The organism is Planococcus sp. TJ-307, assembly GCF_058268435.1.
Genome location: NZ_JBZDOJ010000001.1, coordinates 1,213,772 through 1,236,017, shown reverse-complemented (window position 1 = coordinate 1,236,017; position 22,246 = coordinate 1,213,772). Strand labels below are relative to the sequence as shown.

The window sequence follows — 22,246 nt, the reverse complement described above, 5'->3', positions numbered from 1 at the left end:
CCTCATGAGGATCTTTTAGACAAGCCGATAGCGCATCAAATATGGCAATGTAAAACAAATAGCAGGCAATAAGATTAGCACTGCAAATAGAAGGGCTTGAGTATTGGCAGGATGCGGTAAGAAACTAGAAGCAAAGATGGGACCTACTATCAGTAAAGAAACTAAAATGCGAGACAAGAACTGAACTCGATAAAGCCTTCCGCATTTTGGGCAGGCAATTGGTTTGTAGGCTAGCCATAACGACTTATTGACTTGCTTCCAAGTAAATGGTGTATGACATATTTCACATTGTTGCATTACCTATCTGCCTTCAGCTCATCCACATATTGCTTTGCTTCCAACAAGGACCAGCCAAATTCCTGTCTCGTCCGTTTGACTGCTTCAATCGTTTTTCCTTGGTGAAGAAGTTGCCGAAGCTCTTCATTGACGTCAGGTTCTGTGAAATCCATTCCCGTAGTTGCTTGTTTAAGTTGTTGTTCAACTTGCCTGATTCTTTTTTCAAGCGCTTCGATGCGTTTTTCAGAAGCGGCATAGAAAAAGTAACCAGCTGCCAAAACGGCTCCCGCGATAAGTAATGCCCATGACATATCCATTCTATTGGCCTCCTAAATAAGATTTTCCGCGCTGATAAAAAATGTCCATTTCTTCTTCCGGCACCAAAGCACCGCCCGTTGACCAGACAATATGATTGGCAGTGGACATCTGAATTCCGTTGGCTTCAGCATAATCCGTTTTGAGAATGTTCAATGGACCCAACAATCCTGCCGTCGCCGAAGGTTCGATGAATATTTTTTCACTGTCTGCCAAAAGCGCTAGTAATTTAAATAGCTCTTGGTCTTCTAAGGTATAAATGCCGCTGACCGTTTTTTCACTAATGCCAGAAGCAAAGCTGGAGGGTCTGCCGACTGCCAATCCGTCTCCCTCGGTAAAATTGTCGATGCCAAGATCCTGCACACAAAGCTTTTCTTTTTCACCCGTCATTAAGCCACTCAGCACTGCAGGAGAATGAGTCGGTTCCACAAAAAAGCAATGAACTGCATCCCCAAAAACTTGGCGCAGCCCAAAGGCAATACCGCCTGGTGCACCGCCTACACCGCAAGGCAAATAAACGAAGAGTGGGTGATTGTCATCCACCTGGATATTCGCTTTCTCCAATTGGTGCTCAAGGCGGAATGCTGCAACACTATAGCCTAAAAATAAGTGTTTGGACTTTTCGTCGTCTACAAAATAGGCATCCCGCTTGGCAAGTGTCTCTCTTCGCCCGGACAAGATGGCTTCGCTAAAGTCTCCATCAAATTCCACCACAGTTGCCCCTTTTTCACGAAGCAAGTCTTTTTTCCATTGCTTGGCGTCTGCAGACATGTAGACGGAGACCTGGAAGCCAAGTTTAGCGCTGATGATGCCAATGCTCAAACCTAAGTTCCCAGTTGAGCCTACTCCGATGGAATAGCTACTGAAAAACTGCTTGAATCGATCAGATGAAAATTGCTCATAAGATTGTTCGGTTGCCAAAAGTCCAGCTTGGATTGCCAGCTGCTCTGCGTGGTGCAGGACTTCGTAAACACCGCCGCGGGCTTTAATGGATCCGGCAATTGGCAAGGCGTTATCGCATTTCAAGTACAGTCCGCCTTCAATTTCTTCTCCCCAGCGATCTTGCAGCTGACGTTTCATGTTGGGAATCTCGCGAAGCGGCGATTCCACGATGCCTTTATCAGCAGCCGTATCCGGAAACTCTGATGCCAAATAAGGTGCGAAGCGCTGCCAAAGCGCTTCTGCCTGCTTCATGTCCTCCAGATCTACTGGCGAGCCAGGCATGTCAGCCATCTTTTGGCGTTTTGGATTCAGCCAGATAACGGGCTCCAAATCAATGACTTTTTTTAGCAATGGATATTTTTCAATCCAGCTTTCTAGTCGCGCCTGTAAAATAGTCATGCAAATCCCCTTCCATCCACTTGGCTCTTTAGCTTCATCATACAGGACAGCCACTGAAAATTCATCCTCGCTTGGACTGTTTTCACTGCTCGTCGGACAGTTTTCCGATTCCTTTGTTGAGAACCAGCAGCACCATGCCGACTATTAGGAAGACCCACCACTCTACATGCACAACCGGACCAATTCCATCAAATAAAAAGGCTGCACCTAAAATTAAAAGAAATCCTGCCATTCCAAAAAGTCCGGCTTTCACATACATTTTCCATTGTTGGCTTTTCGGTTTGAAGACAGATGAGCGGATAATTTTAAAGAATAGTTTGACGCCAATCGTTCCGACCAAACTAACGCTCAATAAGATCAAAAAAATGCTGCCGAGCGCAATATCGATTTCCCTGGTGGTAAAAAAAGAAAGAACCGCATTTATGACCCCATAGGTGATGGCAAACCAGCCAACCAATCCAGCGATTCCTGATGCTGCAAGCCAATACACATTCCGGCGCTTTTGGTTGGGGAGTTGATCAATTAACTCATCTGCATAGACTTGTGGCGAATTTCCGAATAAATCGGCCGCATTTTTGCCGTTCTCTTGCGCCTCTAATAGGTGATCAAGCAAATCCATTAAAATTTCCTCTCCTGCATGCTCATCCACACGCAGGTCTGTCCGAATATACAGCAGCAAATTTTCGTATACTTGTTCATTTTCAGAAGTTAACAGTTCTCTTTTGTGATTGTTTTCCTCGATCAGTTCAGGCGTCTTTCTCATCTTCTCCACCCCTTTTCAGTAATTGGCTGACAGGTTTTGCAATTTGAAGCCATTCGGAAGCAATTTGCTCCAGCTCTAGTTTTCCGCTATCTGTCAAAAAATAATATTTGCGATTCGGCCCCGATGCAGACGGCCTCATTTCTCCCCGAATAAAACCATTTTTCTGCAGCCGCAGCAGCACTGGGTAAATAGTGCCATCGCTAATGTCCGGCAATCCGATTGCCTGCAGTTTTTGCGACAATTCGTAGCCATAAACCGGCTGTTCTTCCACGACCGCCATTACACAGGCGTCCAAAACCCCTTTTAGCAATTGGCTTCTAAGAGCCATAATCGTTCCTCCTTTAGGTACTTGGCGATGCAAGATAGTGATCCAAAAAAATAACTACCTTGCATAACCAACTAGTTGACTTGATTATAGTCAATGCCATTCTTTCTGTCAACCGTTATCAGAACACACTTCCAAAATAAAAAATCGACCAAGAGGCCGATTTTATAACTTACCTGCTTTCAGTTTTTCGTGCCAGTCCGCAAGCATCGGCATGTCTTCTTCATGGATTGCCCCTGTACTCAATGCTTGTTCAACCAAAGCAGGAAAATCTGTTAACGTATGGAACGTGTAGCCGGAACCTGTGATTGCTTCAATCGACTGCGGCAAATCGTACGTGAAGATTGCGACGATGCCAAGTACCTCGAAACCTGCTGCTTCCAATGCCTGAGCTGCCTGCAGCACCGATCCGCCTTTGGAAATTAAATCTTCCACCACAACCACTTTTTTGCCTGGCTCGACTTTGCCTTCAATCATATTCGTCTGGCCATGTTCTTTAGCTTTAGACCGCACATAAACCATTGGCAAATCAAGCAAATCGCTGACCCAGGCAGCGTGCGGAATTCCTGCCGTTGCGGTGCCTGCCACCACTTGGCATTCTGGATAATAATCTTTGATGGTGCCGGCTAACCCCGCAGCGATGTCTTTTCGTACTGCCGGATAAGACATCGTTAAACGATTGTCGCAATAGATCGGCGACTTAACACCAGATGCCCACGTAAACGGTTCTTGTGGGCGAAGTTCGACTGCCCCAACAGCCAGTAAATGGTTTGCTATTTTGTATTTCAAGATTGTCCACTCCATTCTGCTTTAATCTGCGCATAACTGTCTGATGGATTTTCAGACTTCGTAATGGCTCGCCCGACCACAATATGGGTAGAACCTTTTGCCTGAGCTTCCGCTGGTGTCGCCACCCGTTTCTGATCATCAACGGAAACCGCTGCTGGCCGGATGCCTGGCGTGACCCGCAGGAAATTCTGGCCGCATGCTTCGCCAATCGGACCCGCTTCCAGCACGGAACAAACCACGCCGTCCAAGCCTGCCTGCATGGCCCGCTTTGCGTAATGCAGCACCGACTCTTCAAGGCTGACATAAACCAATTGATCTTCGTGCATGTCTGCTTCACTCGTTGAAGTTAATTGCGTCACGGCGATAAGTTTCGTATTGCTGCCTGCGAGCCCGCGCTTTGCGGCTTTCATCATCTCGAGTCCGCCTGCGGCATGGACATTGACCATGTCCACTTCCAGTTTGGCCAAGCCCCGCATAGCGGATTCAACAGTGTTCGGGATGTCATGCAGCTTCAAGTCCAGAAAAATGTCATGACCCTGCGCTTTTATGGAACGGACCAATTCCGGCCCTTCTTGAAAATAGAGCTCCATGCCGACTTTGACAAAAAGCGGTTCGGAAAACTGTACCAAAAATTCTTCTACTTGCTTTTTCGATGCAAAATCCAACGCGATGATTGGTTTGTTCACAGGCGGTGGCTCCTTCCGACAAGCTGTTCTACTGAATCAAAACCAAGTTCATGCAAACGTTCCGGCAATTGGCCGATAATTTCAGGGCAGACAAATGGATTAACGAAATTGGCTGTTCCAACTGCAACAGCGCTTGCACCCGCAGACAGGAAGTCGATGACGTCATCCACATTGGTAACGCCGCCCATCCCGATAATTGGCAGCTTGGTGTGCTTGCTGACTTCGTAAACCATTCGCAGGGCGACTGGTTTAATGGCAGGACCAGACAAACCACCGGTTATATTGGCAATGACCGGACGACCAGTTTTTGTGTCCATGCGCATGCCAAGCAGTGTGTTGATCATGGTGATGCCATCCGCTCCACCTGCTTCGACCGCTTTCGCAATCGAAACAATGTCCGTGACATTTGGAGACAGCTTGATATAAACAGGCACTGAAGATACTTCCTTGACTGCACGCGTCAACTCGCGGGCAACGTCCGGATCTGTACCGAAAGTGATGCCGCCCAGTTTGACGTTTGGACAGGATATATTAATTTCCAGTGCATGGACATTCGGAGCCTGTGAAATGGCTTTCGCAACCTCCACATAATCTTCGGTCGTCGTTCCAGCCACATTGGCAATGATCGGCACATCGTATTGTTCGAGCCAAGGCAATTCTTGGCCAGCCACTTTCTCAAGTCCCGGATTCTGCAAACCGATGGCATTAAGCATACCCGATGCTGTTTCTGCTACACGCGGCGTCGGATTGCCGAGGCGCGTCTCCACCGTCGTCGCTTTGATCATGATGGCCCCAAGCTGCGACAAGTCATACAACTGTGCATATTCTTTGCCAAAGCCAAAGCATCCGGAAGCTGGCATGATCGGGTTTTTTAAATCGAGTCCTGGTAGCTTTACGGTTAAGTCTGTCATGAAATCACCACTCCTGCTGGAAATACCGGTCCATCAGAACACACTTTGATGTAATCCGTTTCGCTTTTTGTTGTCCGGCAGACACAGGCAAAGCATGCCCCAATGCCGCAGCCCATCCGCTGTTCATAAGACAGGAAGCCTTTTTTCTGCGGGTATGCCCATTGCACTGCTTCCAGCATGGCGGTCGGACCACAGCTGTAGTACGTATCAAAATCAATTGGCAACTCATTAAGGATATGCGTCACAAACCCTTGGGTGCCGTGAGAGCCATCGACTGTCGCAATGTGGGTATCGCCAAGTTTGCGGAACTTGTCTTCATAGAAGACCGCCTGTTTGCTTTCAAACCCAAGGACATGGACTGTTTCAATGCCTCGTGCGTTCAATTGTTTGGCAAGTTCATATAGGGGCGGAACACCAATTCCTCCGCCGATCAAATATGCTTTTTTCTGAGCTTCTTCTACGGGAAAGCCGTGCCCTAGAGGTCCGAGTACATCCAGCGTGTCTCCAGGTTTTTTTTCTGCCAGCAGTCCCGTACCTCGGCCCTCTGCGCGGTAGATCATGGTGAATTGCGAGGCTTCCAAATTGATGGAAGCGACCGAAATCGGCCGGCGCAGCAAGGGTTCAAAGCTGTCTGCCACACGAATGTGGACAAACTGCCCCGGCTCTGCCATTTCATTGGCCAGTTCGCCTTGTACCGTCAGTTCAAAAATGTGTTTGGCGATTTCCTGCTGCTTGATGACGTGCATGCGCTCTTGTTTGATCATACACCTGCCCCCATTTCTTCAGCTGAGAAGGTCATCGATTCGATGACACGCAGCATGGCTTCTGCCGTATCCAGTGACGTCAGGCAAGGTATGCCGTTTTCAACTGACTCGCGGCGAATGCGGAAACCATCACGCTGCGGCTGTTTGCCTTTCGTCAATGTGTTGATGACAATTTGGGTGTCTCCATTTTGAATCACATCCAGCAAAGTTTTGCCTGTTGACCCGATTTTGCCGATTGGCGCAACCAAAATTCCTGCTTCTTCAAAGGCTTTAGCTGTTCCGCCAGTCGCCATAATCTGATAGCCGATCGCTTTAAAGCGCTTCGCTAATCCGATTGCTTCTTCTTTGTCTTTATCTGCAACTGTCAGCAGCACTGTGCCATGGTCTTTCACTTCCATGCCGGCGGCCGCCAATCCTTTATAAAGTGCTTTTTCCAAAGTCGTGTCTTTGCCCATGACTTCTCCGGTCGATTTCATTTCCGGCCCAAGCGTTATGTCGACTCGGCGAAGTTTTGCGAAAGAGAAGACTGGCACTTTGACGAATACACCTTTTGAAATCGGCGCAAGTCCAGGTGTGTAGCCTTGATCCACAATGCTTTGCCCCAAAATGGCTTTTGTTGCAATATTGGCCATCGGGATTGATGTAATTTTGCTCATGAACGGCACTGTCCGGCTTGAACGCGGGTTTACTTCAATCACGAAAACTTCACCTTTGGAGATGACATATTGGATGTTCAGCAAGCCGACAATATTCAGCCCTTTTGCCAGTCGCGTTGTGTAGTCAACTAAGGTATCCAATAACTGAGTTGAGATGTTTTGCGTCGGATACACTGCAATCGAGTCACCCGAGTGAACGCCTGCGCGTTCAATATGCTCCATGATGCCCGGAATCAGCACATGCTTTCCGTCTGAAATGGCATCCACTTCAATTTCAATTCCCGTCAAGTATCGGTCAACCAGAACCGGATGTTCCGGACTCGCTTCTACGGCATGTTCCATGTAATGCTTCAAGTCTTCTTGGTTGTAGACAATTTCCATTGCGCGTCCGCCAAGAACATAAGATGGGCGGACCAATACCGGGTAGCCGATATCCGCGGCGATCACGATCGCTTCTTCCGCGTTGACTGCCGTTTTGCCTAAAGGCTGCGGAATGCCGATTTCGTGCAGGGCTGCTTCGAACTTGTTGCGGTTTTCCGCTCTGTCCGTATCTTCCAAAGTTGTCCCAAGTATTTTAACGCCGTTTTGTTCCAGTTTTTCTGCGAGGTTGATAGCTGTCTGTCCACCGAACTGGACGACGACACCTTTGGGCTGCTCCAAGTCGACAATGTGCATAACATCTTCAATGGTCAGCGGTTCAAAGTATAATTTATCCGAAATTGAGAAGTCCGTTGAGACGGTTTCCGGGTTGTTGTTGACGATGATTGCCTCGTAGCCCGCTTCTTTGATGGCCCAGACAGAATGCACCGTTGCGTAATCGAATTCTACGCCTTGGCCAATGCGGATCGGGCCTGATCCAAGAACGATAACGGATTCTTTATCTGTTTTCACGGATTCATTTTCATCTTCATACGTGCCGTAGAAATAAGGCGTTTCGGATTCAAATTCTGCTGCACAAGTATCAACCATTTTATAAACCGGCATTAACTTTTGTTCTTTGCGCCAGTTGTAAACTTCCTGCTCGGTGGTCTTCCATAGTTTCGCGATCGTCCGGTCAGCAAAGCCCAGACGTTTTGCGCGTTTTGCTGTCTCATAATCAAAAGCTGAATTTTTTAATACTGCTTCGTATTGGACGATGTTTTCAAACTTCTTCAGGAAGAACAAATCAATTTGGCTCCACTCGTTAATGGTTTCAATTGTCACCCCGCGTCGCAGCGCTTCGCCAATGAAGAACAAGCGCTCATCTCCAGCACGGCAAATGCGTTTTTGAATCCATTCGTCGCTCATGGCGTCCGCATTTTTCAACTCCAGGTGGAATTGGCCTGTTTCCAGCGACCGTACAGCTTTCAAAATCGACTCTTCAAACGTCCGGCCCATCGCCATCACTTCGCCTGTCGCTTTCATTTGTGTCCCCAAATTGCGTTTTGCCGATTCGAATTTATCAAACGGCCAGCGCGGAATTTTGGTGACCACATAATCCAGTGCCGGTTCAAAAGCGGCATAAGTTCGGCCTGTGATCGGGTTCATCATTTCATCCAATGTTAGGCCAACTGCGATTTTAGCAGCTAGTTTGGCAATCGGGTAGCCCGTGGCTTTTGAAGCCAGTGCTGAAGACCGGCTGACACGCGGATTAACTTCAATGATGTAATAATTAAAGCTGAATGGATCCAATGCCAGCTGCACGTTGCAGCCACCTTCAATTTTCAATGCGCGGATAATTTTCAGCGACACGTTGCGCAGCATCTGGTATTCACGGTCAGACAAAGTTTGGCTAGGGGCCACAACAATCGAATCACCCGTATGAATGCCGACCGGATCGATGTTTTCCATATTGCAGACAACAATTGCCGTATCGTTCTTGTCGCGCATCACTTCGTATTCGATTTCCTTGAAACCGGCAATTGATTTTTCAAGCAAGCATTGCGTTACCGGGCTGTATTTCAATCCGCTGGCCACAATTTCCTGCAGTTCTTCGTAGTTATTGCAAATTCCGCCGCCTGTGCCCCCTAATGTAAAGGCTGGCCGGACGATAACAGGATAGCCGACGCGTGCAATAAAGTTCTCCGCTTCTGCCATGTTGTGGATAATGTCCGAATCCGGAACCGGTTCTCCCAGTTCGTTCATCAAAGTTCGGAACAAGTCACGGTCTTCCGCTTTATGAATGGCTTCCAGCTTGGTCCCTAAGATTTCGATATTCAACTCGTCCAAAATTCCGGATTCGTCCAGTTCGATGGCCATGTTCAGCCCTGTTTGGCCGCCCAGTGTCGGAAGCAGTGCGTCCGGACGCTCTTTGCGCAAAATGCGGCTGACAAATTCCAGGGTGATTGGCTCGATATACACTTTATCTGCAATTTCGGTATCCGTCATGATGGTCGCTGGATTAGAGTTGATCAGGATGACGCGATAGCCTTCTTCTCGCAACGCCAGGCAAGCTTGTGTGCCGGCATAGTCGAACTCTGCTGCTTGTCCGATGACAATAGGTCCCGAACCGATTACGAGTATACTTTGAATATCTTGTCTTTTAGGCATGTTGTTGCTCCTTTCGAGTTGCGTTCATTACATCGATAAAGCGATCGAACAAGTAGTTCGAGTCTTCTGGTCCCGGTGAAGATTCTGGGTGGTATTGGACAGTGAAGGCTGGAAAGTCCAGATGCGCCAGTCCTTCGTTCGTTCCATCATTCAATGCGCTGTGTGTCACTTTCAATCTCGTGCCTTGCAGCGTTTCTTCATCTACTGCGTAACCATGGTTTTGGGAAGTAATTTCGATCTTTCCAGTAATCAAGTCACGGACTGGATGGTTGCCGCCGCGATGGCCGAACTTCAGCTTGAAGGTGTCCGCTCCGCATGCTCTTGCAAACAATTGGTGACCCAGGCAGATGCCGAAGATTGGAACTTCCCCGAGCAGTTCCCGCACGACTTCTACACATTCTTCCACGTCTTTCGGATCTCCAGGGCCGTTTGACAGCATGACGCCGTCCGGTCCCCAGGCCAAAATTTCTTTTGACGGCGTATTATAAGGTACGACAATCACGTCGCAATCGCGGTTGTTGAGCTCACGCAAAATGCCGTGCTTCATGCCATAATCAATGAGCACCACCCGCTTGCCGCGGCCTGGGCTTGGATAAGGGCGTGCAGTTGACACTTGTGCCACTTGGTTTCTTGGCAAAACCGTTGCTTGAAGCATCTGGACCACTTCTTCTATTTGAATATCTTCGCCTGCTGCCGTCAAAACCCCTTTGATGGACCCTTTTGAGCGGATCAGGCGAGTCAGTTTGCGTGTATCGATCCCCGAAATCCCGGGAATACCTTTGATCTTGAACAATTCATCTAAGGTTAAATTGTTTCGGAAGTTGGAGGGGAACTCAGCGATTTCACGGACCACCATTCCTTTGACTGCCGGTTCAATCGATTCGAAGTCATCGCTGTTGATGCCGTAATTGCCAATCAACGGGTAAGTCATGGTAATAATCTGCCCACAGTAAGATGGATCGGACAAAATTTCCTGGTAGCCGGTCATGCTCGTATTAAAAACAATTTCTCCTACCGAGGCATCTTCGCCACCGAATGCTGTTCCTTCAAATACCGTACCGTCTTCTAAGATCAAATAGCGTTTCATCAATTTTTCTCCTCCTGCCATACGATTTCTCCTCCAAAAATGGTCATTGCCGGCCATCCTGTACAGTTCCAGCCGTCAAACGGGGTATTTTTGCCTTTTGATACAAACGCCTCAGCCTGAATTGGCTGCTCTTTTTTCAGATCCAAGAGCACTAAGTCCGCCGTTTGGCCAAGTTCCAGCGTGCCATAAGGCAAGTTGAAGGTTTCACTCGGCTTGATGGTCAACCAGTCGATCAGTTGCTGAAGCGTCCACACGCCTGTCTTGACAAATTTGCTGTGGAGCAGCGGAAACGCTGTTTCAAATCCTACGATGCCGAACATCGATCCGTTCATGCCGTTGGTTTTCTCTGCAGCTGTATGCGGTGCATGGTCCGTCGCGATAAAATCCAGTGTTCCGTCAAGCAAGCCTTCGTGCAGTGCTTCCCAGTCTTCTTTGGCACGGAGCGGCGGATTCATTTTGTAGTTTGCATCATCTGCTGGAATATCATCTTCTGTCAATAACAAGTGGTGCGGTGTCACTTCAGCCGTCACGCGGACTCCTGCACGCTTTGCGTCGCGAATCATGCGCACCGATTCTTTTGTGCTGACGTGGCAGACATGATAATGTGCCCCTGCCGCTTCGGCCAGCAAAATGTCGCGTGCGATGTGCACAGACTCTGCAATCGACGGAATGCCTTTTAACCCTAGCTCTTTGCTGCGTTTGCCTTCATGCATGACGCCGTCATAAATCAAGCTGTTGTCTTCACAATGTGCGACGACCGCCATGTCAATTTTTGCTGCATCTTGCATCGTTTCGTACATCATGCCTGCCTGCTGGATGCCAACACCGTCATCGGTGAAGGCAAAGGCGCCGTTGTCTTTCAACTCCTGCAAGTTTGTGCGTTCTTTCCCGGCTTCTCTGATGGTGATGGAAGCATACGGCAAAACTCGGATAAGCGCATTTTTCTCGATCAAACCGTTGACCAGCTGCAGATTTTCTTTCGTGTCGGGAACAGGACGCGTATTCGGCATCGCGCAAATGGTGGTGAATCCGCCTTTTGCCGCTGACTTTGTTCCACTTTCGATTGTTTCTTTCTGCTCGCCGCCTGGTTCACGCAAGTGAACGTGGATATCAACAAATCCTGGTGCGATCATCCGGCCTTTGCCGTCAATTTCCGTTTCGTCTTTCACTTTTAAATCTTTGCCGATTTCATCGATTTTGCCATCTGTGATGCGAATATTGGTTGGTGCAAGTTCTCCATGTTGCAGTATGTTTACGTTTTTTATGAATAAATTCAAGTTAATCTCTCCCTTTCAATGCGTATTCAAGTACGGCCATTCGGACAAATACTCCGTTCGCCATTTGTTTGAAAATTCGTGAGCGTTCACATTCAACGAGGCTGTCTGCAATTTCCACACCGCGGTTGATCGGCGCGGGATGCATAATGATAGCCCCCTCTTTCATCCGCTTTTCCCGTTCAATCGTCAAGCCGTATTGCTCGTGGTAGTTTTCTTTTGAAAACAGGGCCGATACCGCATGGCGTTCATGCTGGACCCGCAGCATCATGACGACATCTGTCTTTTCAATAAAGTCGTCCAAGTGTTCCGAGGAATCGTACTCTCCGCTCCATTCTTCCGGGCAGATAAATGTTACCTCCGCCCCCAGCTGTTTGAGTGCCGCGGCATTCGATTTTGCGACGCGGCTGTGTGCAATGTCTCCGACGATCGTGACGTGAATGCCTTCGACTCGTCCAAACTCTTGGTAGATGGTCAGCAAATCCAACAGCGATTGTGTTGGATGCTGTCCCGACCCATCCCCACCGTTGATGACCGCAACCTTGCAACCCTCAAGCTGCTGGTAGTACTCCTCTTCCTCGTGGCGAATGATGACTGCGTTCACTCCAATCGCTTCCATCGTCTTGACCGTATCGTACAGTGTTTCTCCTTTCAAAATGCTTGAGAAAGCTGTTTCAAATGGCAGGACTGCCAGCCCCATATTGTGCTCGGCCATTTCAAAACTCATTTTGGTCCGCGTACTCGGTTCGAAAAACAAGTTAACGACTGTTCCATCTATCGGTGCTTTTTCGCCTTTGCGAAATTTTTCCGCACGTTCCAGCAAGTTCATGATGGTTTGGTTTTTTAAGTTGTTCATCGATAGTAAGTTTGCCAAAATCATCTCTCCCTTTCATCCGCTATAAAAAAACACCTTCCCAGGGGCAGGAAGGTGTGAGGAAAAAAGGGCAGAGTCCACCCCAATTTTCAACCCTTTCCATGCCTCTCTGGACATTCATTAAAAGGTAATTATTCAGTTCCGTCGTCTAACTCGTTCTTATTCAGACCCGGCAGCACCAGGTTAAGGATGACACCGACGATTGCGGCAAGTGCCATTCCTTCAATCGCAAAGGACTCGCTGAATTCCAGCTTGGCTCCGCCGATGCCGATCACCAGGATGACAGAGGAAATGACCAAGTTGCGGTTGTTGCCAAAGTCAATGTTGTTGTCCACCAGCATGCGCAATCCGGAAGAAGCGATAATGCCGAACAGCAGGATCGAAATTCCGCCAAGCACTGCTGTCGGAATGGTCTCGATCACCGCCATCAGTTTGCCCAGAAATGAAAACGCAATGGCGAACACTGCAGCTCCTAAGATTACATAAACTGAAAATACTTTCGTTATGGCCAGAACGCCAATGTTCTCGCCGTATGTGGTCTTTGGCGGACCGCCGACCAAGGAAGAAATAAAGGTTCCGATGCCGTCGCCCAGTATCGAGCGGTGCAGGCCGGGATCTTTTATGTAATTGCGGTCTACGATTTTGCCGAGCACCAGCTGATGGCCGATGTGTTCAGAAATGGTCACGATGGCAATTGGCACCATGACGAACAGCAAGGTCGGCGTTACTTGAAACGAGTAATCCACTCCCGGAATCAGAAACTCCGGTACAGCGAACCAGCTTGCTTCGCCGATGGCCGTAAAATCAATAATGCCAATCGCAGCTGAGTATACATAGCCTACGATGATACCAATCAAGATGGGCATCAGTGAAATGATATTTTTGAAATAGATGTTGCAAATGATTGCCGTCAACAACGTGACAATGGCAGCTGAGAAATGGATCAAGCTGTATTCCGATCCGTTGCCGACAGGAATATTCATCGCCATGTCTACTGCCGTTCCTGACAAGGCAAGTCCGATAACAATGATGACAGGTCCTACCACAATCGGTGGAAGCAGCTTCATCAGCCATTGATAGCCCGTTTTCCAAATGATCAGCGCAACAATGGCGTAAACTGCTGACACGAACATCGCACCGATCATCGCCGAGCCGATGCCGCCAGTTTCAGTGGCAATCGTGATTGGTACAATAAAGGCGAATGAAGAACCCAGGTAAGCTGGTACTTTAAACTGCGTAATAATGATGAAGATGATCGTGGCGATTCCGCTTGTCAACAGCGCAATGGCAGGGCTCAAGCCGACCAGCTGCGGCACCAGGATCGTCGCGCCAAACATCGCAAACATGTGCTGCAAACTTAATGAAATCCATTGGGCTGCTTTCGGTTTATCTTGTACATCTAAAATTGCTTCGCTCACTGTCCATTCTCCCCTGTCTCTATCTCTCTATTCGTGAATGGCTACCCGGTCAACCCGGTCGCTTTCGATCATTTGCACGACTATCCGTTCATCGCTCGATGTCGGAATGTTTTTTCCGACAAAGTCTGCCCGGATCGGCAGTTCGCGATGGCCCCGGTCAATGAGCACAGCCAGTTGAATTTGGGCAGGTCTGCCAAGATCCATCACGGCGTCCATCGCCGCACGGACTGTCCGTCCTGTATAAAGCACATCGTCCACAAGAATAACCTTTTTATTGAGTATGCTGTGTTCGATATCCACTTGCTGGACCAAAGGCTCCTGATTTTTTGTTTTAATGCTCAGGTCGTCCCGGTAAAGAGTGATATCAAGTTCGCCTTTCATAATCGGGCGTCCTTCGATTTTTTCTATTTTCTCCGCCAGGCGCTTTGCAATGAAAGCTCCCCGCGTTTTGATGCCGACCAGTATGCACTCATCGATGCCTTTGTTGCGTTCAATAATTTCATGCGCGATTCGGGTGATAGCCCGGCTGATTGCTTGTTCGTCCAAAATATCCGCTTTTTCCACCATGAGTTCCGCTCCTTTTTTACAAATAAAAAACCTCTTGCCCAAGAGGCAAGAGGATAGATGCGCAGAAAAATTCAGCACGGAAGACAGGCTTCCGGCTTGCGTAAATACCTTCTCAGCCTCTCAGGACTGTTATTAAAGGTGTTCATTATTCGGTTCGTTTTTTTAAGTATAAAGAAAGACGTTCGGGTTTGTCAATCCTTGTCGCGAAGAGATTCTAGGAGTTCTGCAAATTCAGCCGGCGGCTCTGCAGAAAACTCCAGGTATTCTGCCGTTTTTGGATGAACAAATCCGATGACTTCTGCGTGAAGAGCTTGTCCGCCAACGTCCATCGTTTTTTTCGGTCCGTACTTTGGATCGCCAACAAGTGGATAGCCAATGTATTTCATGTGGACACGGATTTGGTGGGTTCTTCCTGTTTCCAGACGGCATTCCACAAGCGTGAAGTTGCCGAAACGTTCCAATACGCGGAAATGCGTAACCGCATGCTTTCCTTTGTCGACAATGGCCATATTCTGGCGCTCTTTTGGATCGCGTGCAATTGGTGCTTGAATTGTTCCTTTGTCATGAGGAATATGTCCATGTACCAATGCTACGTATTTACGGGTAACAGTCTTTTTCACCAATTGGTCAACCAATGACGTATGGGAAGCATCATTTTTCGCGACCATCAACAACCCGGATGTATCTTTGTCAATTCTATGGACGATTCCAGGGCGTACTACGCCATTAATACCGGAAAGATCCTGGCAATGATGCATTAAGCCATTCACCAATGTTCCATTAGCATGTCCCGGAGCAGGGTGGACAACCATGCCTTTCGGTTTGTTGACGACAAGAACATCTTCGTCTTCATAGACAATTTCTAAATTCAGGTCTTCAGGCACAACATCCAGCTCTACAAGCTCGGGAGGGGTGACAATGATAATATCTTGCAAGCGTACTTTGTAGTTTGGCTTTACGGTAATGCCGTTAACTTTTACCGCGCCTTCTTTGACCCAATTGGCGATCTGCGAACGCGACCATTCTTCATCTATCGATGACACGGCTTTGTCTACTCGTTCGCCGGCCATTTCTTCTGAAATTTCAATCGTTAAATCTTCCATTAAGACACCTTTTTCTTTTGTTGTTTTTCGTCATAAATAATATAAATAATCATTAACACGACACCGATTGTTAAAGCGGCATCCGCAACATTAAATATCGGAAACTCGTAATTGATCACCGGAATCAGCACATCGACAAAATCGACGACTTCCCCGCGCAGCATCCGATCGATAAAGTTGCCGATCGCTCCGCCTAAGAGAATCATCAAGCTTAGCTGGAACAGCGGCTGCCCTTGTGCGTGTTTATGAAAATAGTAAAGAATCCCAATGATGACTGCCACGGTAATGATGCCAAACAGCCACATCTGTCCCTCAAGCATTCCCCAAGCGGCGCCGCGGTTCCGGTGCGACAGCCAACCGAGATAAGGTTCAATTACCGGAATTCGTTCGCCCAATTCCATATTTTTCAGGACCAGCCATTTTGTCCATTGATCCACTGCAATTATCAATAACGCGATTCCATAATAAATAAACATCCGTATCCTCCGTCAATTCATCAGTCAATCTATTTTAACACAATATCATTGAAAAAAGTAAAGGTCTGAAAAACCGGAATGCCGGTTCTCCAGACCTCTACTCTACATGAACCGCTCTGTGTGTTAAGCGTATTGTTTTTCTACAACACTTGCACAGCGCGGGCATAATGCCGGATGTGCTTCGCTTGTGCCAATTTCTTCTGAAATCGTCCAGCAGCGTTCGCATTTTTCGCCTTGTGCTTTTTCAACTGTCACTGAAACTTCGTTCAGTTTGACAGCATGTTCTGGTGCTTGATCTTGCGTACCGCCGTATTCGTATTTTGATACGATAAACAATTGGGCAAGGTTTTCATCCGTAGAAGCGAGCAACGCCGCCAGTTCGTCGTTTCCGTAAACGGTCACTTTTGCTTCAAGGGATTTACCGATTGTTTTAGCAGCACGTGCTTCTTCCAATGCTTTTAACACATCGTCGCGAACATCCATAAAGCGGCTCCATTTTTCATTCAAGCCTTCAAACGCTGGATTTAGTACTGCTTCTGGGAAGTCAGTCAACTGGACACTTTCTTCTTCAACAAAGTTCAAGTATGACCACAATTCATCAGCTGTATGCGGAATAATCGGTGCAGACAGCTTCAAGATCGCCATCAATGAATCGAACATAACCGTCTGCATGGCGCGGCGGTGCAGGTTATCTGCACTTTCGATATACACGACATCCTTCGCCACATCCAGGTAGAACGAGCTCAAATCATTAGCGCAGTAATTGTTCAATGCGTGATAGATGCTCGAGAATTCGTAGGTTTCGTATGCTTTACGCACAGTTTCCACCATCTTCTGCAATTTCATCGCCATGTACTGATCCATTTCACGCATATCTTCAAATGCTACGCGGTGCTCTTGTTCATTAAAGTCAGCCAAGTTCCCGTGAAGGAATTTCAGCGTGTTGCGGATTTTGCGGTAAACTTCCGACACTTGCTTGAAGTTCTCGTCTGAAACCCGAACATCCGCTGTGTAATCAACAGAAGCAACCCAAAGTCGCAAAATATCTGCTCCCATTTGGTTCATTACTTTTGCAGGCACGATGACGTTTCCAAGTGATTTGCTCATCTTGCGGCCATTGCCGTCAAGCGTGAAGCCATGGCTTAAGATGCCTTTATAAGGTGCGATGCCATTGATGGCGACGCTTGTGGTGAGTGATGAGTTGAACCAACCGCGGTATTGGTCAGATCCTTCCAAATACAAATCAGCCGGATACTGAAGATCTTCACGTTCATCAAGAACGCTTTGGTGAGATGATCCGGAATCGAACCAAACATCCATGATGTCCATTTCTTTCGTGAACAAGCCGTTCGGGCTGCTTGGATGTGTGAATCCTGCCGGCAATAGTTCTGCAGCTGGACGCTCAAACCAAACATTCGACCCTTTTTCACGGAACAAATCAGCGATGTGCGCAATCGTTTCTTCCGTGATCACGGGATCGCCATTTTCGGCGTAGAACACAGGAATCGGAACGCCCCATACGCGCTGGCGCGAAATATTCCAATCGCCGCGGTCACGCAGCATATTGAACAGGCGCGTTTCGCCCCATGCCGGTGTAAATGACGTTTCTTTGATGGCTTTTAAGATTTGATCACGGAAAGCATCGATTGATACAAACCACTGAGCCGTGGCACGGTAGATGACCGGCTTTTTTGTCCGCCAGTCATGCGGATACGAGTGGGTGATGAAAGAAAGCTTCTCAAGAGCGCCTGCATTGTCGAGCGCTTCCGTGATTGATTTATTTGCTTTGTCATAGAACTCGCCTTCGAACCCAGGCGCTTCGTCTGTCATGACTCCGCGTTCATCGACCGGACAAAGAACATCTAAACCGTATTTCTTACCGATCAAGAAATCATCTTCCCCGTGGCCAGGAGCTGTATGGACGCAGCCTGTACCTGAGTCAGTGGTTACATGATCGCCAAGCATAACCAGTGAGGTCCGGTCATAAAGCGGGTGTTTCGCTAAGATATGTTCCATTTCGGCACCTTTCAATACCCGGACAACTTCGTAATCTGTCCAGCCCAATTCTTCCGCAACTTCCTTCAATAGTTCCTGCGCGATGATATAAAGAGAACCATTTACAGATACTTCTGCGTAGTCCAATTTGCCATGCACAGATATCCCCAGGTTTGCCGGGATGGTCCATGGAGTTGTTGTCCAGATGACCAAGTTCGTGCCTTCTGCCAATACGGCTTTGCCGTCAGTGACAGGGAAAGATACGTAAATCGATGGAGATTTTTTATCATGGTATTCGATTTCTGCTTCCGCAAGTGATGATTCGCTTGACGGGGACCAGTAAACCGGTTTTAATCCTTTGTAGATATAGCCTTTATTGGCCATTTTGCCGAACACTTCGATTTGGCGTGCTTCATATGCCGGTTTTAATGTTACATAGGGATTTTCCCAATCGCCGCGAACGCCAATTCTTTTAAATTGTGAGCGCTGGTTGTCGATTTGCTGGTAAGCATATTCTTCGCATAGTTTGCGGAATTCTGCCAATGACATTTCTTTGCGGTTTACGCCTTTATTAGTCAAAGCCTGCTCAATCGGCAATCCGTGTGTATCCCAGCCCGGAACGTAAGGGGCATGGAAACCCATCATGGAACGCGAACGGACGATCATGTCTTTTAATACTTTGTTCAGTGCGTGGCCCATATGCAAATCGCCGTTCGCATATGGAGGCCCGTCATGAAGAATAAAGAATGGGCGGCCTTTTGTCCGGTCCAATACTTTCCTGTAAATGTCCATCTCTTCCCATTTTTGTTGCATTTCCGGTTCCCGGTTCGGCAAATTGCCGCGCATCGGAAAATCTGTTTTTGGCATCAATAACGTATCTTTGTATTCCATTTCCATTCCTCCTGTAGGCATAATAAAAAGCCCCCATCCCTGGAAAGGGACGAGAAGCTTAGACTCGCGGTACCACCCTTGTTGCAGCTAGATAGCTGCCACTCGATCGCCGTAACGTGGCGTAGACGGAATTGGATACTGGCGTTCACCAATTCTGCTCAAGAGTGATTTTCATCCATGCCTTCGTGCCAGGCTTTCACTGTTCCTGGTTCGCTTTACCGTTCAGCATAGCTTACTGTCTCTATCAGCGCGTTTTTTTGTATGTCGTAATTATAGAAGCAGAAAGCCTCAGAGTCAAGAGTTCGACTCTTCTTTGTCCTTCTCAATCTTCTCGAGATTCTGTGTATCAATGTCGTATTCCAACAAGGTTTCCCAATCATCTGTTTCGATCAAATCCAATTGGGCTTCGACCAACATTTTAAAGCGGTTTTTGAAAATGCGTGATTGTTTTTTCAGCTCTTCGATTTCTTGAGCGATGCGGCGTGCTTTTGTCAATGATTCATTGACGATGCGGTCCGCATTTTTTTCTGCTTCTTTGATGATCAATTCTGCTTCTTTTTGTGAGTTGCGTCGAACTTCTTCTGACGCTTCCTGAGCCACAAAAATCGATTTCTGCAATGTTGATTCGATTGTATTAAAATGTCCAACCCGTTCATCGGTTGTCCGCAACCGCTCTTCCAGAGTCGACTTGTCTTTCAGCAGAATTTCATAATCTCTCATGATTTGTTCCAGGAATTCATTTACTTCATCTTCCTGATATCCTCGGAATGCTCGGCTGAATTCTTTGTTATGTATATCTAACGGGGATAATGGCATTGAGTAAACCTCTCCTTAACTTGTCATCTTATCTTCCTATTATACCGTTCATGACTCGAAATTTCAGTATTATTTCGGATTTTTTAAAAGCCGCCTATTTTTTTGCTTCCAGGCGGCCGACTTGCAGCCGGACTTTGTCTTTTTTGGTGCGGCCCTCGATCATTATTAAGCGGACTCGTCCATAACCTCTCGAAGAAATCATATCCGATTCGTGCAGCTCGAACGATGGCTGTTCCTGTAAGGTCCAATTGACTTTCACTTTTCCGCCGTGAATCAGTGCAGACGCTTTTTGACGGGAAATATTATAAACCGAACTCATCACCGTATCCAATCGCATTGAACTGACTGTATACGACTCTTCTGTCCATTCTTCGCTCGTCTCAATCAAATCGCTGACTTCAGTCACTTCATTCAAATGAACTTTCACTTTCGCAGCACTGATGAAATTGCTTTGCAAATACGGACTGATTTCATTCATGACCGCAAGCTGGACACGTTCGTTGTCGATCCGGATATCTCCAAATTTACTGCGATCGAGTCCGAGCGACATTAATGACCCTAAAATATCAGGGTGGCGTAAATTGACGAACTTTGACGGGTATTTTAATTCGAAAACTGTCATATTGAAATCTTCCTGCTGAGGTTCAAAATAAGAAGGGTAGAGCAGCACCCGCTGTCTTTCAGCCTCTTTGAAAGCTCCCGAAGCCATCATTTTTACCTCACTTGACCCCATCACGGCCTCTACGATAAAACGCTGGCGAGGATCCAGAAAATCGGTCAATTTAGGTGAATAGCGGTCTTCCACTTCACGAAGCCATCCGGATGCCTGTTCAATAAACTGTTGTTCTTCTTTTCTAAAATGCTGAAATATCTCTTCCATGTAAATTCTCCTTCGCATTTAGTCCATTCTTCAAGAAAAAGACCTCACATAACGTGAGGTCAATTAAGAAGAAAATAATTAGCCAGGACAACAATTCCTTGGCTTGCTAATCTAAGCGTAAAAATTGCCACAATCGGAGAAATATCGATCATGCCGATTGGTGGAATAAAACGTCTGAATATATCCAAATAGGGATCCGTGATTTTGGAAATCATCTGGCCAAAGCTCGACTCTTTGATGCTTGGCACCCAGCTCATAAAGACACTGATAATGAGAATAAAGAAATAGATGTTAATAGCTGAAAGTAATAGCTCTACAAGAAATAGCATATTATTTTATGGCACCCCTCTTATTGTTGATCATCGTAATAATAATCTGAAATGGCGCCGTCCACTTCAACAGTGTCTGGTACGCATAAGAAGATGTCGGTTCCAATGCGTTGAATATCTCCGCCAAGGGCATAGACTGTTCCGCTTAAAAAATCAATAATCCGAAGACCTTGATCTTTTTCGATGCGTTGAAGATTAACAACCACAGCCTGCTTGCTTTTTAAGCTCTCTGCAATGTCCTGTGCTTCTGCATAAACTCTTGGCTCTGCCAAACTGACTTTTGAAGATTTTGAAGCACTCTGCAAACTGACTAAATTAGGCACAATGGTCTCCTCCACTTTCTGGCGCCGTTCTTTCGGTGCTTTTTTCGGCTCTTGTATTGCGGGGGCCGGTTTTTCATACCTAGGAGCTGGCTTTTGTTGAGGTGCAGGCTGTTCCCGCACTTGTTCTTCTTCATACTCATCTAAATAAAAGAAATTTTTGAATTTGTTTTTAACGCTCATTGTTTTGCCTCACTTTCCGAGCCGACTAACGCTGTTCCAATCCGGACAAAACTTGCCCCTTCTTGTGCAGCAATTAAGTAATCATTGGACATGCCCATGGAGCATTCTGTGCATGGTGCATGGTTCCATTGTTTTTCTGATACTTGGAGTTGGAGTAATTTTAATCCTTTGAAAGCTTCACGAATCTCAAGCTCGTCCGTTGTATTTGGTGCCATCGTCATTAATCCGACTACCTGAATTTTATCATAAGGTTTTAAGGATTCGATAAAGTCCAAAGTCTCACTAGGTGAAAGTCCACTTTTCGACTCTTCACCTGACACATTTACTTGCACAAAACATTTGATTTGACTGCTTGCCCGTTTTTGTATTTCTTTAGCTAAACTTAAACGGTCCAATGAGTGCAGGTAATCAATTTTATCAATGACATCTTTTACTTTTCTTGTTTGCAAATTGCCGATATAGTGCCATGACACATCTTCGACAATTGTTTCATGTTTTTGCGTCAAACCTTCGGGGCGATTTTCTCCCAAATGGTGAATTCCAGCTTGGATTGCTTCTTTCGTACGTTCTAAGCCTACTTGTTTAGTAACAGCAATAACCTGTATACCATCTCTCACGGCATTTAGCTGCTCAGTTATTTCTTCAAACACTGGTTTTATTGGTTTCATACATTCACAA

Annotated in this window: 23 protein-coding genes and 1 other annotated feature; all 23 genes read right to left on the bottom strand. The window is 47.0% G+C overall.

The genetic code is table 11. From position 1 onward, the window contains the following. Nucleotides 1–15: 15 nt before the first annotated feature. The 23 genes from AC4EHK_RS05975 to AC4EHK_RS05865 all read right to left on the bottom strand — a co-directional run bounded on the left by AC4EHK_RS05975 (nt 16) and on the right by AC4EHK_RS05865 (nt 22,236). The gene (locus AC4EHK_RS05975; protein ID WP_490977862.1) at nt 16–297 is read right to left on the bottom strand and encodes a TIGR04104 family putative zinc finger protein; all 282 of its coding nucleotides are present in this window, start codon (nt 295–297) and stop codon (nt 16–18) included. Further along, nucleotides 297–593: a hypothetical protein gene (locus AC4EHK_RS05970; protein WP_490977938.1), complete on the bottom strand. Its 297-nt coding sequence runs from the start codon at nt 591–593 to the stop codon at nt 297–299. Before AC4EHK_RS05970 ends, AC4EHK_RS05975 begins: the two co-directional genes overlap by 1 nt. 1 nt (nt 594) lies before the next feature. Further along, the gene (gene dsdA, locus AC4EHK_RS05965; protein WP_490977861.1) at nt 595–1,932 is read right to left on the bottom strand and encodes a D-serine ammonia-lyase; all 1,338 of its coding nucleotides are present in this window, start codon (nt 1,930–1,932) and stop codon (nt 595–597) included. Nucleotides 1,933–2,014: 82 nt separating this feature from the next. Beyond that, on the bottom strand, nt 2,015–2,695 hold the full coding sequence (locus AC4EHK_RS05960; protein ID WP_490977860.1) for a DUF1129 family protein: 681 nt from the start codon (nt 2,693–2,695) through the stop codon (nt 2,015–2,017). Next, nucleotides 2,679–3,023: a PadR family transcriptional regulator gene (locus tag AC4EHK_RS05955; RefSeq protein ID WP_490977859.1), complete on the bottom strand. Its 345-nt coding sequence runs from the start codon at nt 3,021–3,023 to the stop codon at nt 2,679–2,681. The genes AC4EHK_RS05960 and AC4EHK_RS05955 overlap by 17 nt, the downstream gene beginning before the upstream one ends. Nucleotides 3,024–3,185: 162 nt before the next feature. Beyond that, a complete protein-coding gene (gene pyrE, locus AC4EHK_RS05950; protein ID WP_490977858.1) occupies nt 3,186–3,809 on the bottom strand; it encodes an orotate phosphoribosyltransferase in 624 nt (207 codons plus the stop codon). Further along, nucleotides 3,806–4,495: an orotidine-5'-phosphate decarboxylase gene (gene pyrF / locus AC4EHK_RS05945; protein WP_490977857.1), complete on the bottom strand. Its 690-nt coding sequence runs from the start codon at nt 4,493–4,495 to the stop codon at nt 3,806–3,808. Before pyrF ends, pyrE begins: the two co-directional genes overlap by 4 nt. Continuing rightward, nucleotides 4,492–5,406: a dihydroorotate dehydrogenase gene (locus AC4EHK_RS05940; protein WP_490977856.1), complete on the bottom strand. Its 915-nt coding sequence runs from the start codon at nt 5,404–5,406 to the stop codon at nt 4,492–4,494. The genes pyrF and AC4EHK_RS05940 overlap by 4 nt, the downstream gene beginning before the upstream one ends. Then, nucleotides 5,403–6,170: a dihydroorotate dehydrogenase electron transfer subunit gene (locus AC4EHK_RS05935; protein WP_490977855.1), complete on the bottom strand. Its 768-nt coding sequence runs from the start codon at nt 6,168–6,170 to the stop codon at nt 5,403–5,405. Before AC4EHK_RS05935 ends, AC4EHK_RS05940 begins: the two co-directional genes overlap by 4 nt. After that, the gene (gene carB, locus AC4EHK_RS05930; protein ID WP_490977854.1) at nt 6,167–9,355 is read right to left on the bottom strand and encodes a carbamoyl-phosphate synthase large subunit; all 3,189 of its coding nucleotides are present in this window, start codon (nt 9,353–9,355) and stop codon (nt 6,167–6,169) included. Before carB ends, AC4EHK_RS05935 begins: the two co-directional genes overlap by 4 nt. Next, nucleotides 9,348–10,445, bottom strand: a complete 1,098-nt coding sequence (locus tag AC4EHK_RS05925; RefSeq protein ID WP_490977933.1) for a carbamoyl phosphate synthase small subunit — start codon at nt 10,443–10,445, stop codon at nt 9,348–9,350. Before AC4EHK_RS05925 ends, carB begins: the two co-directional genes overlap by 8 nt. Then, complete coding sequence (pyrC, locus tag AC4EHK_RS05920; RefSeq protein ID WP_490977853.1) at nt 10,442–11,719, bottom strand: dihydroorotase; 1,278 nt, start codon at nt 11,717–11,719, stop codon at nt 10,442–10,444. Before pyrC ends, AC4EHK_RS05925 begins: the two co-directional genes overlap by 4 nt. Before the next feature lies 1 nt (nt 11,720). Beyond that, a complete protein-coding gene (locus tag AC4EHK_RS05915; protein ID WP_490977852.1) occupies nt 11,721–12,590 on the bottom strand; it encodes an aspartate carbamoyltransferase catalytic subunit in 870 nt (289 codons plus the stop codon). 131 nt (nt 12,591–12,721) lie between these two features. Beyond that, nucleotides 12,722–14,008: a solute carrier family 23 protein gene (locus tag AC4EHK_RS05910; RefSeq protein ID WP_490977851.1), complete on the bottom strand. Its 1,287-nt coding sequence runs from the start codon at nt 14,006–14,008 to the stop codon at nt 12,722–12,724. Between the two features lie 27 nt (nt 14,009–14,035). Then, nucleotides 14,036–14,572, bottom strand: a complete 537-nt coding sequence (pyrR, locus tag AC4EHK_RS05905; RefSeq protein WP_490977932.1) for a bifunctional pyr operon transcriptional regulator/uracil phosphoribosyltransferase PyrR — start codon at nt 14,570–14,572, stop codon at nt 14,036–14,038. Between the two features lie 194 nt (nt 14,573–14,766). Then, a complete protein-coding gene (locus AC4EHK_RS05900) occupies nt 14,767–15,678 on the bottom strand; it encodes an RluA family pseudouridine synthase (protein ID WP_490977850.1) in 912 nt (303 codons plus the stop codon). Beyond that, on the bottom strand, nt 15,678–16,154 hold the full coding sequence (gene lspA / locus AC4EHK_RS05895) for a signal peptidase II (RefSeq protein WP_142826620.1): 477 nt from the start codon (nt 16,152–16,154) through the stop codon (nt 15,678–15,680). The genes AC4EHK_RS05900 and lspA overlap by 1 nt, the downstream gene beginning before the upstream one ends. 123 nt (nt 16,155–16,277) lie before the next feature. Beyond that, the gene (gene ileS, locus AC4EHK_RS05890; protein ID WP_490977849.1) at nt 16,278–19,040 is read right to left on the bottom strand and encodes an isoleucine--tRNA ligase; all 2,763 of its coding nucleotides are present in this window, start codon (nt 19,038–19,040) and stop codon (nt 16,278–16,280) included. A 42-nt stretch (nt 19,041–19,082) separates the two neighbouring features. Further along, nucleotides 19,083–19,297 (bottom strand) — a binding site (T-box leader). 37 nt (nt 19,298–19,334) lie between these two features. Then, nucleotides 19,335–19,856: a DivIVA domain-containing protein gene (locus AC4EHK_RS05885; RefSeq protein ID WP_142826622.1), complete on the bottom strand. Its 522-nt coding sequence runs from the start codon at nt 19,854–19,856 to the stop codon at nt 19,335–19,337. A gap of 94 nt (nt 19,857–19,950) precedes the next feature. Next, nucleotides 19,951–20,736, bottom strand: coding sequence for a YlmH family RNA-binding protein (locus AC4EHK_RS05880; protein ID WP_490977848.1), 786 nt, complete (start codon nt 20,734–20,736; stop codon nt 19,951–19,953). Between the two features lie 59 nt (nt 20,737–20,795). Beyond that, a complete protein-coding gene (locus AC4EHK_RS05875) occupies nt 20,796–21,065 on the bottom strand; it encodes a YggT family protein (protein WP_490977847.1) in 270 nt (89 codons plus the stop codon). A 20-nt stretch (nt 21,066–21,085) separates the two neighbouring features. Further along, nucleotides 21,086–21,568 (bottom strand): cell division protein SepF, encoded by a 483-nt coding sequence (locus AC4EHK_RS05870; RefSeq protein WP_490977846.1) that lies wholly within the window; start codon nt 21,566–21,568, stop codon nt 21,086–21,088. Beyond that, complete coding sequence (locus AC4EHK_RS05865) at nt 21,565–22,236, bottom strand: YggS family pyridoxal phosphate-dependent enzyme (RefSeq protein WP_490977845.1); 672 nt, start codon at nt 22,234–22,236, stop codon at nt 21,565–21,567. The genes AC4EHK_RS05870 and AC4EHK_RS05865 overlap by 4 nt, the downstream gene beginning before the upstream one ends. Nucleotides 22,237–22,246: the final 10 nt, after the last annotated feature.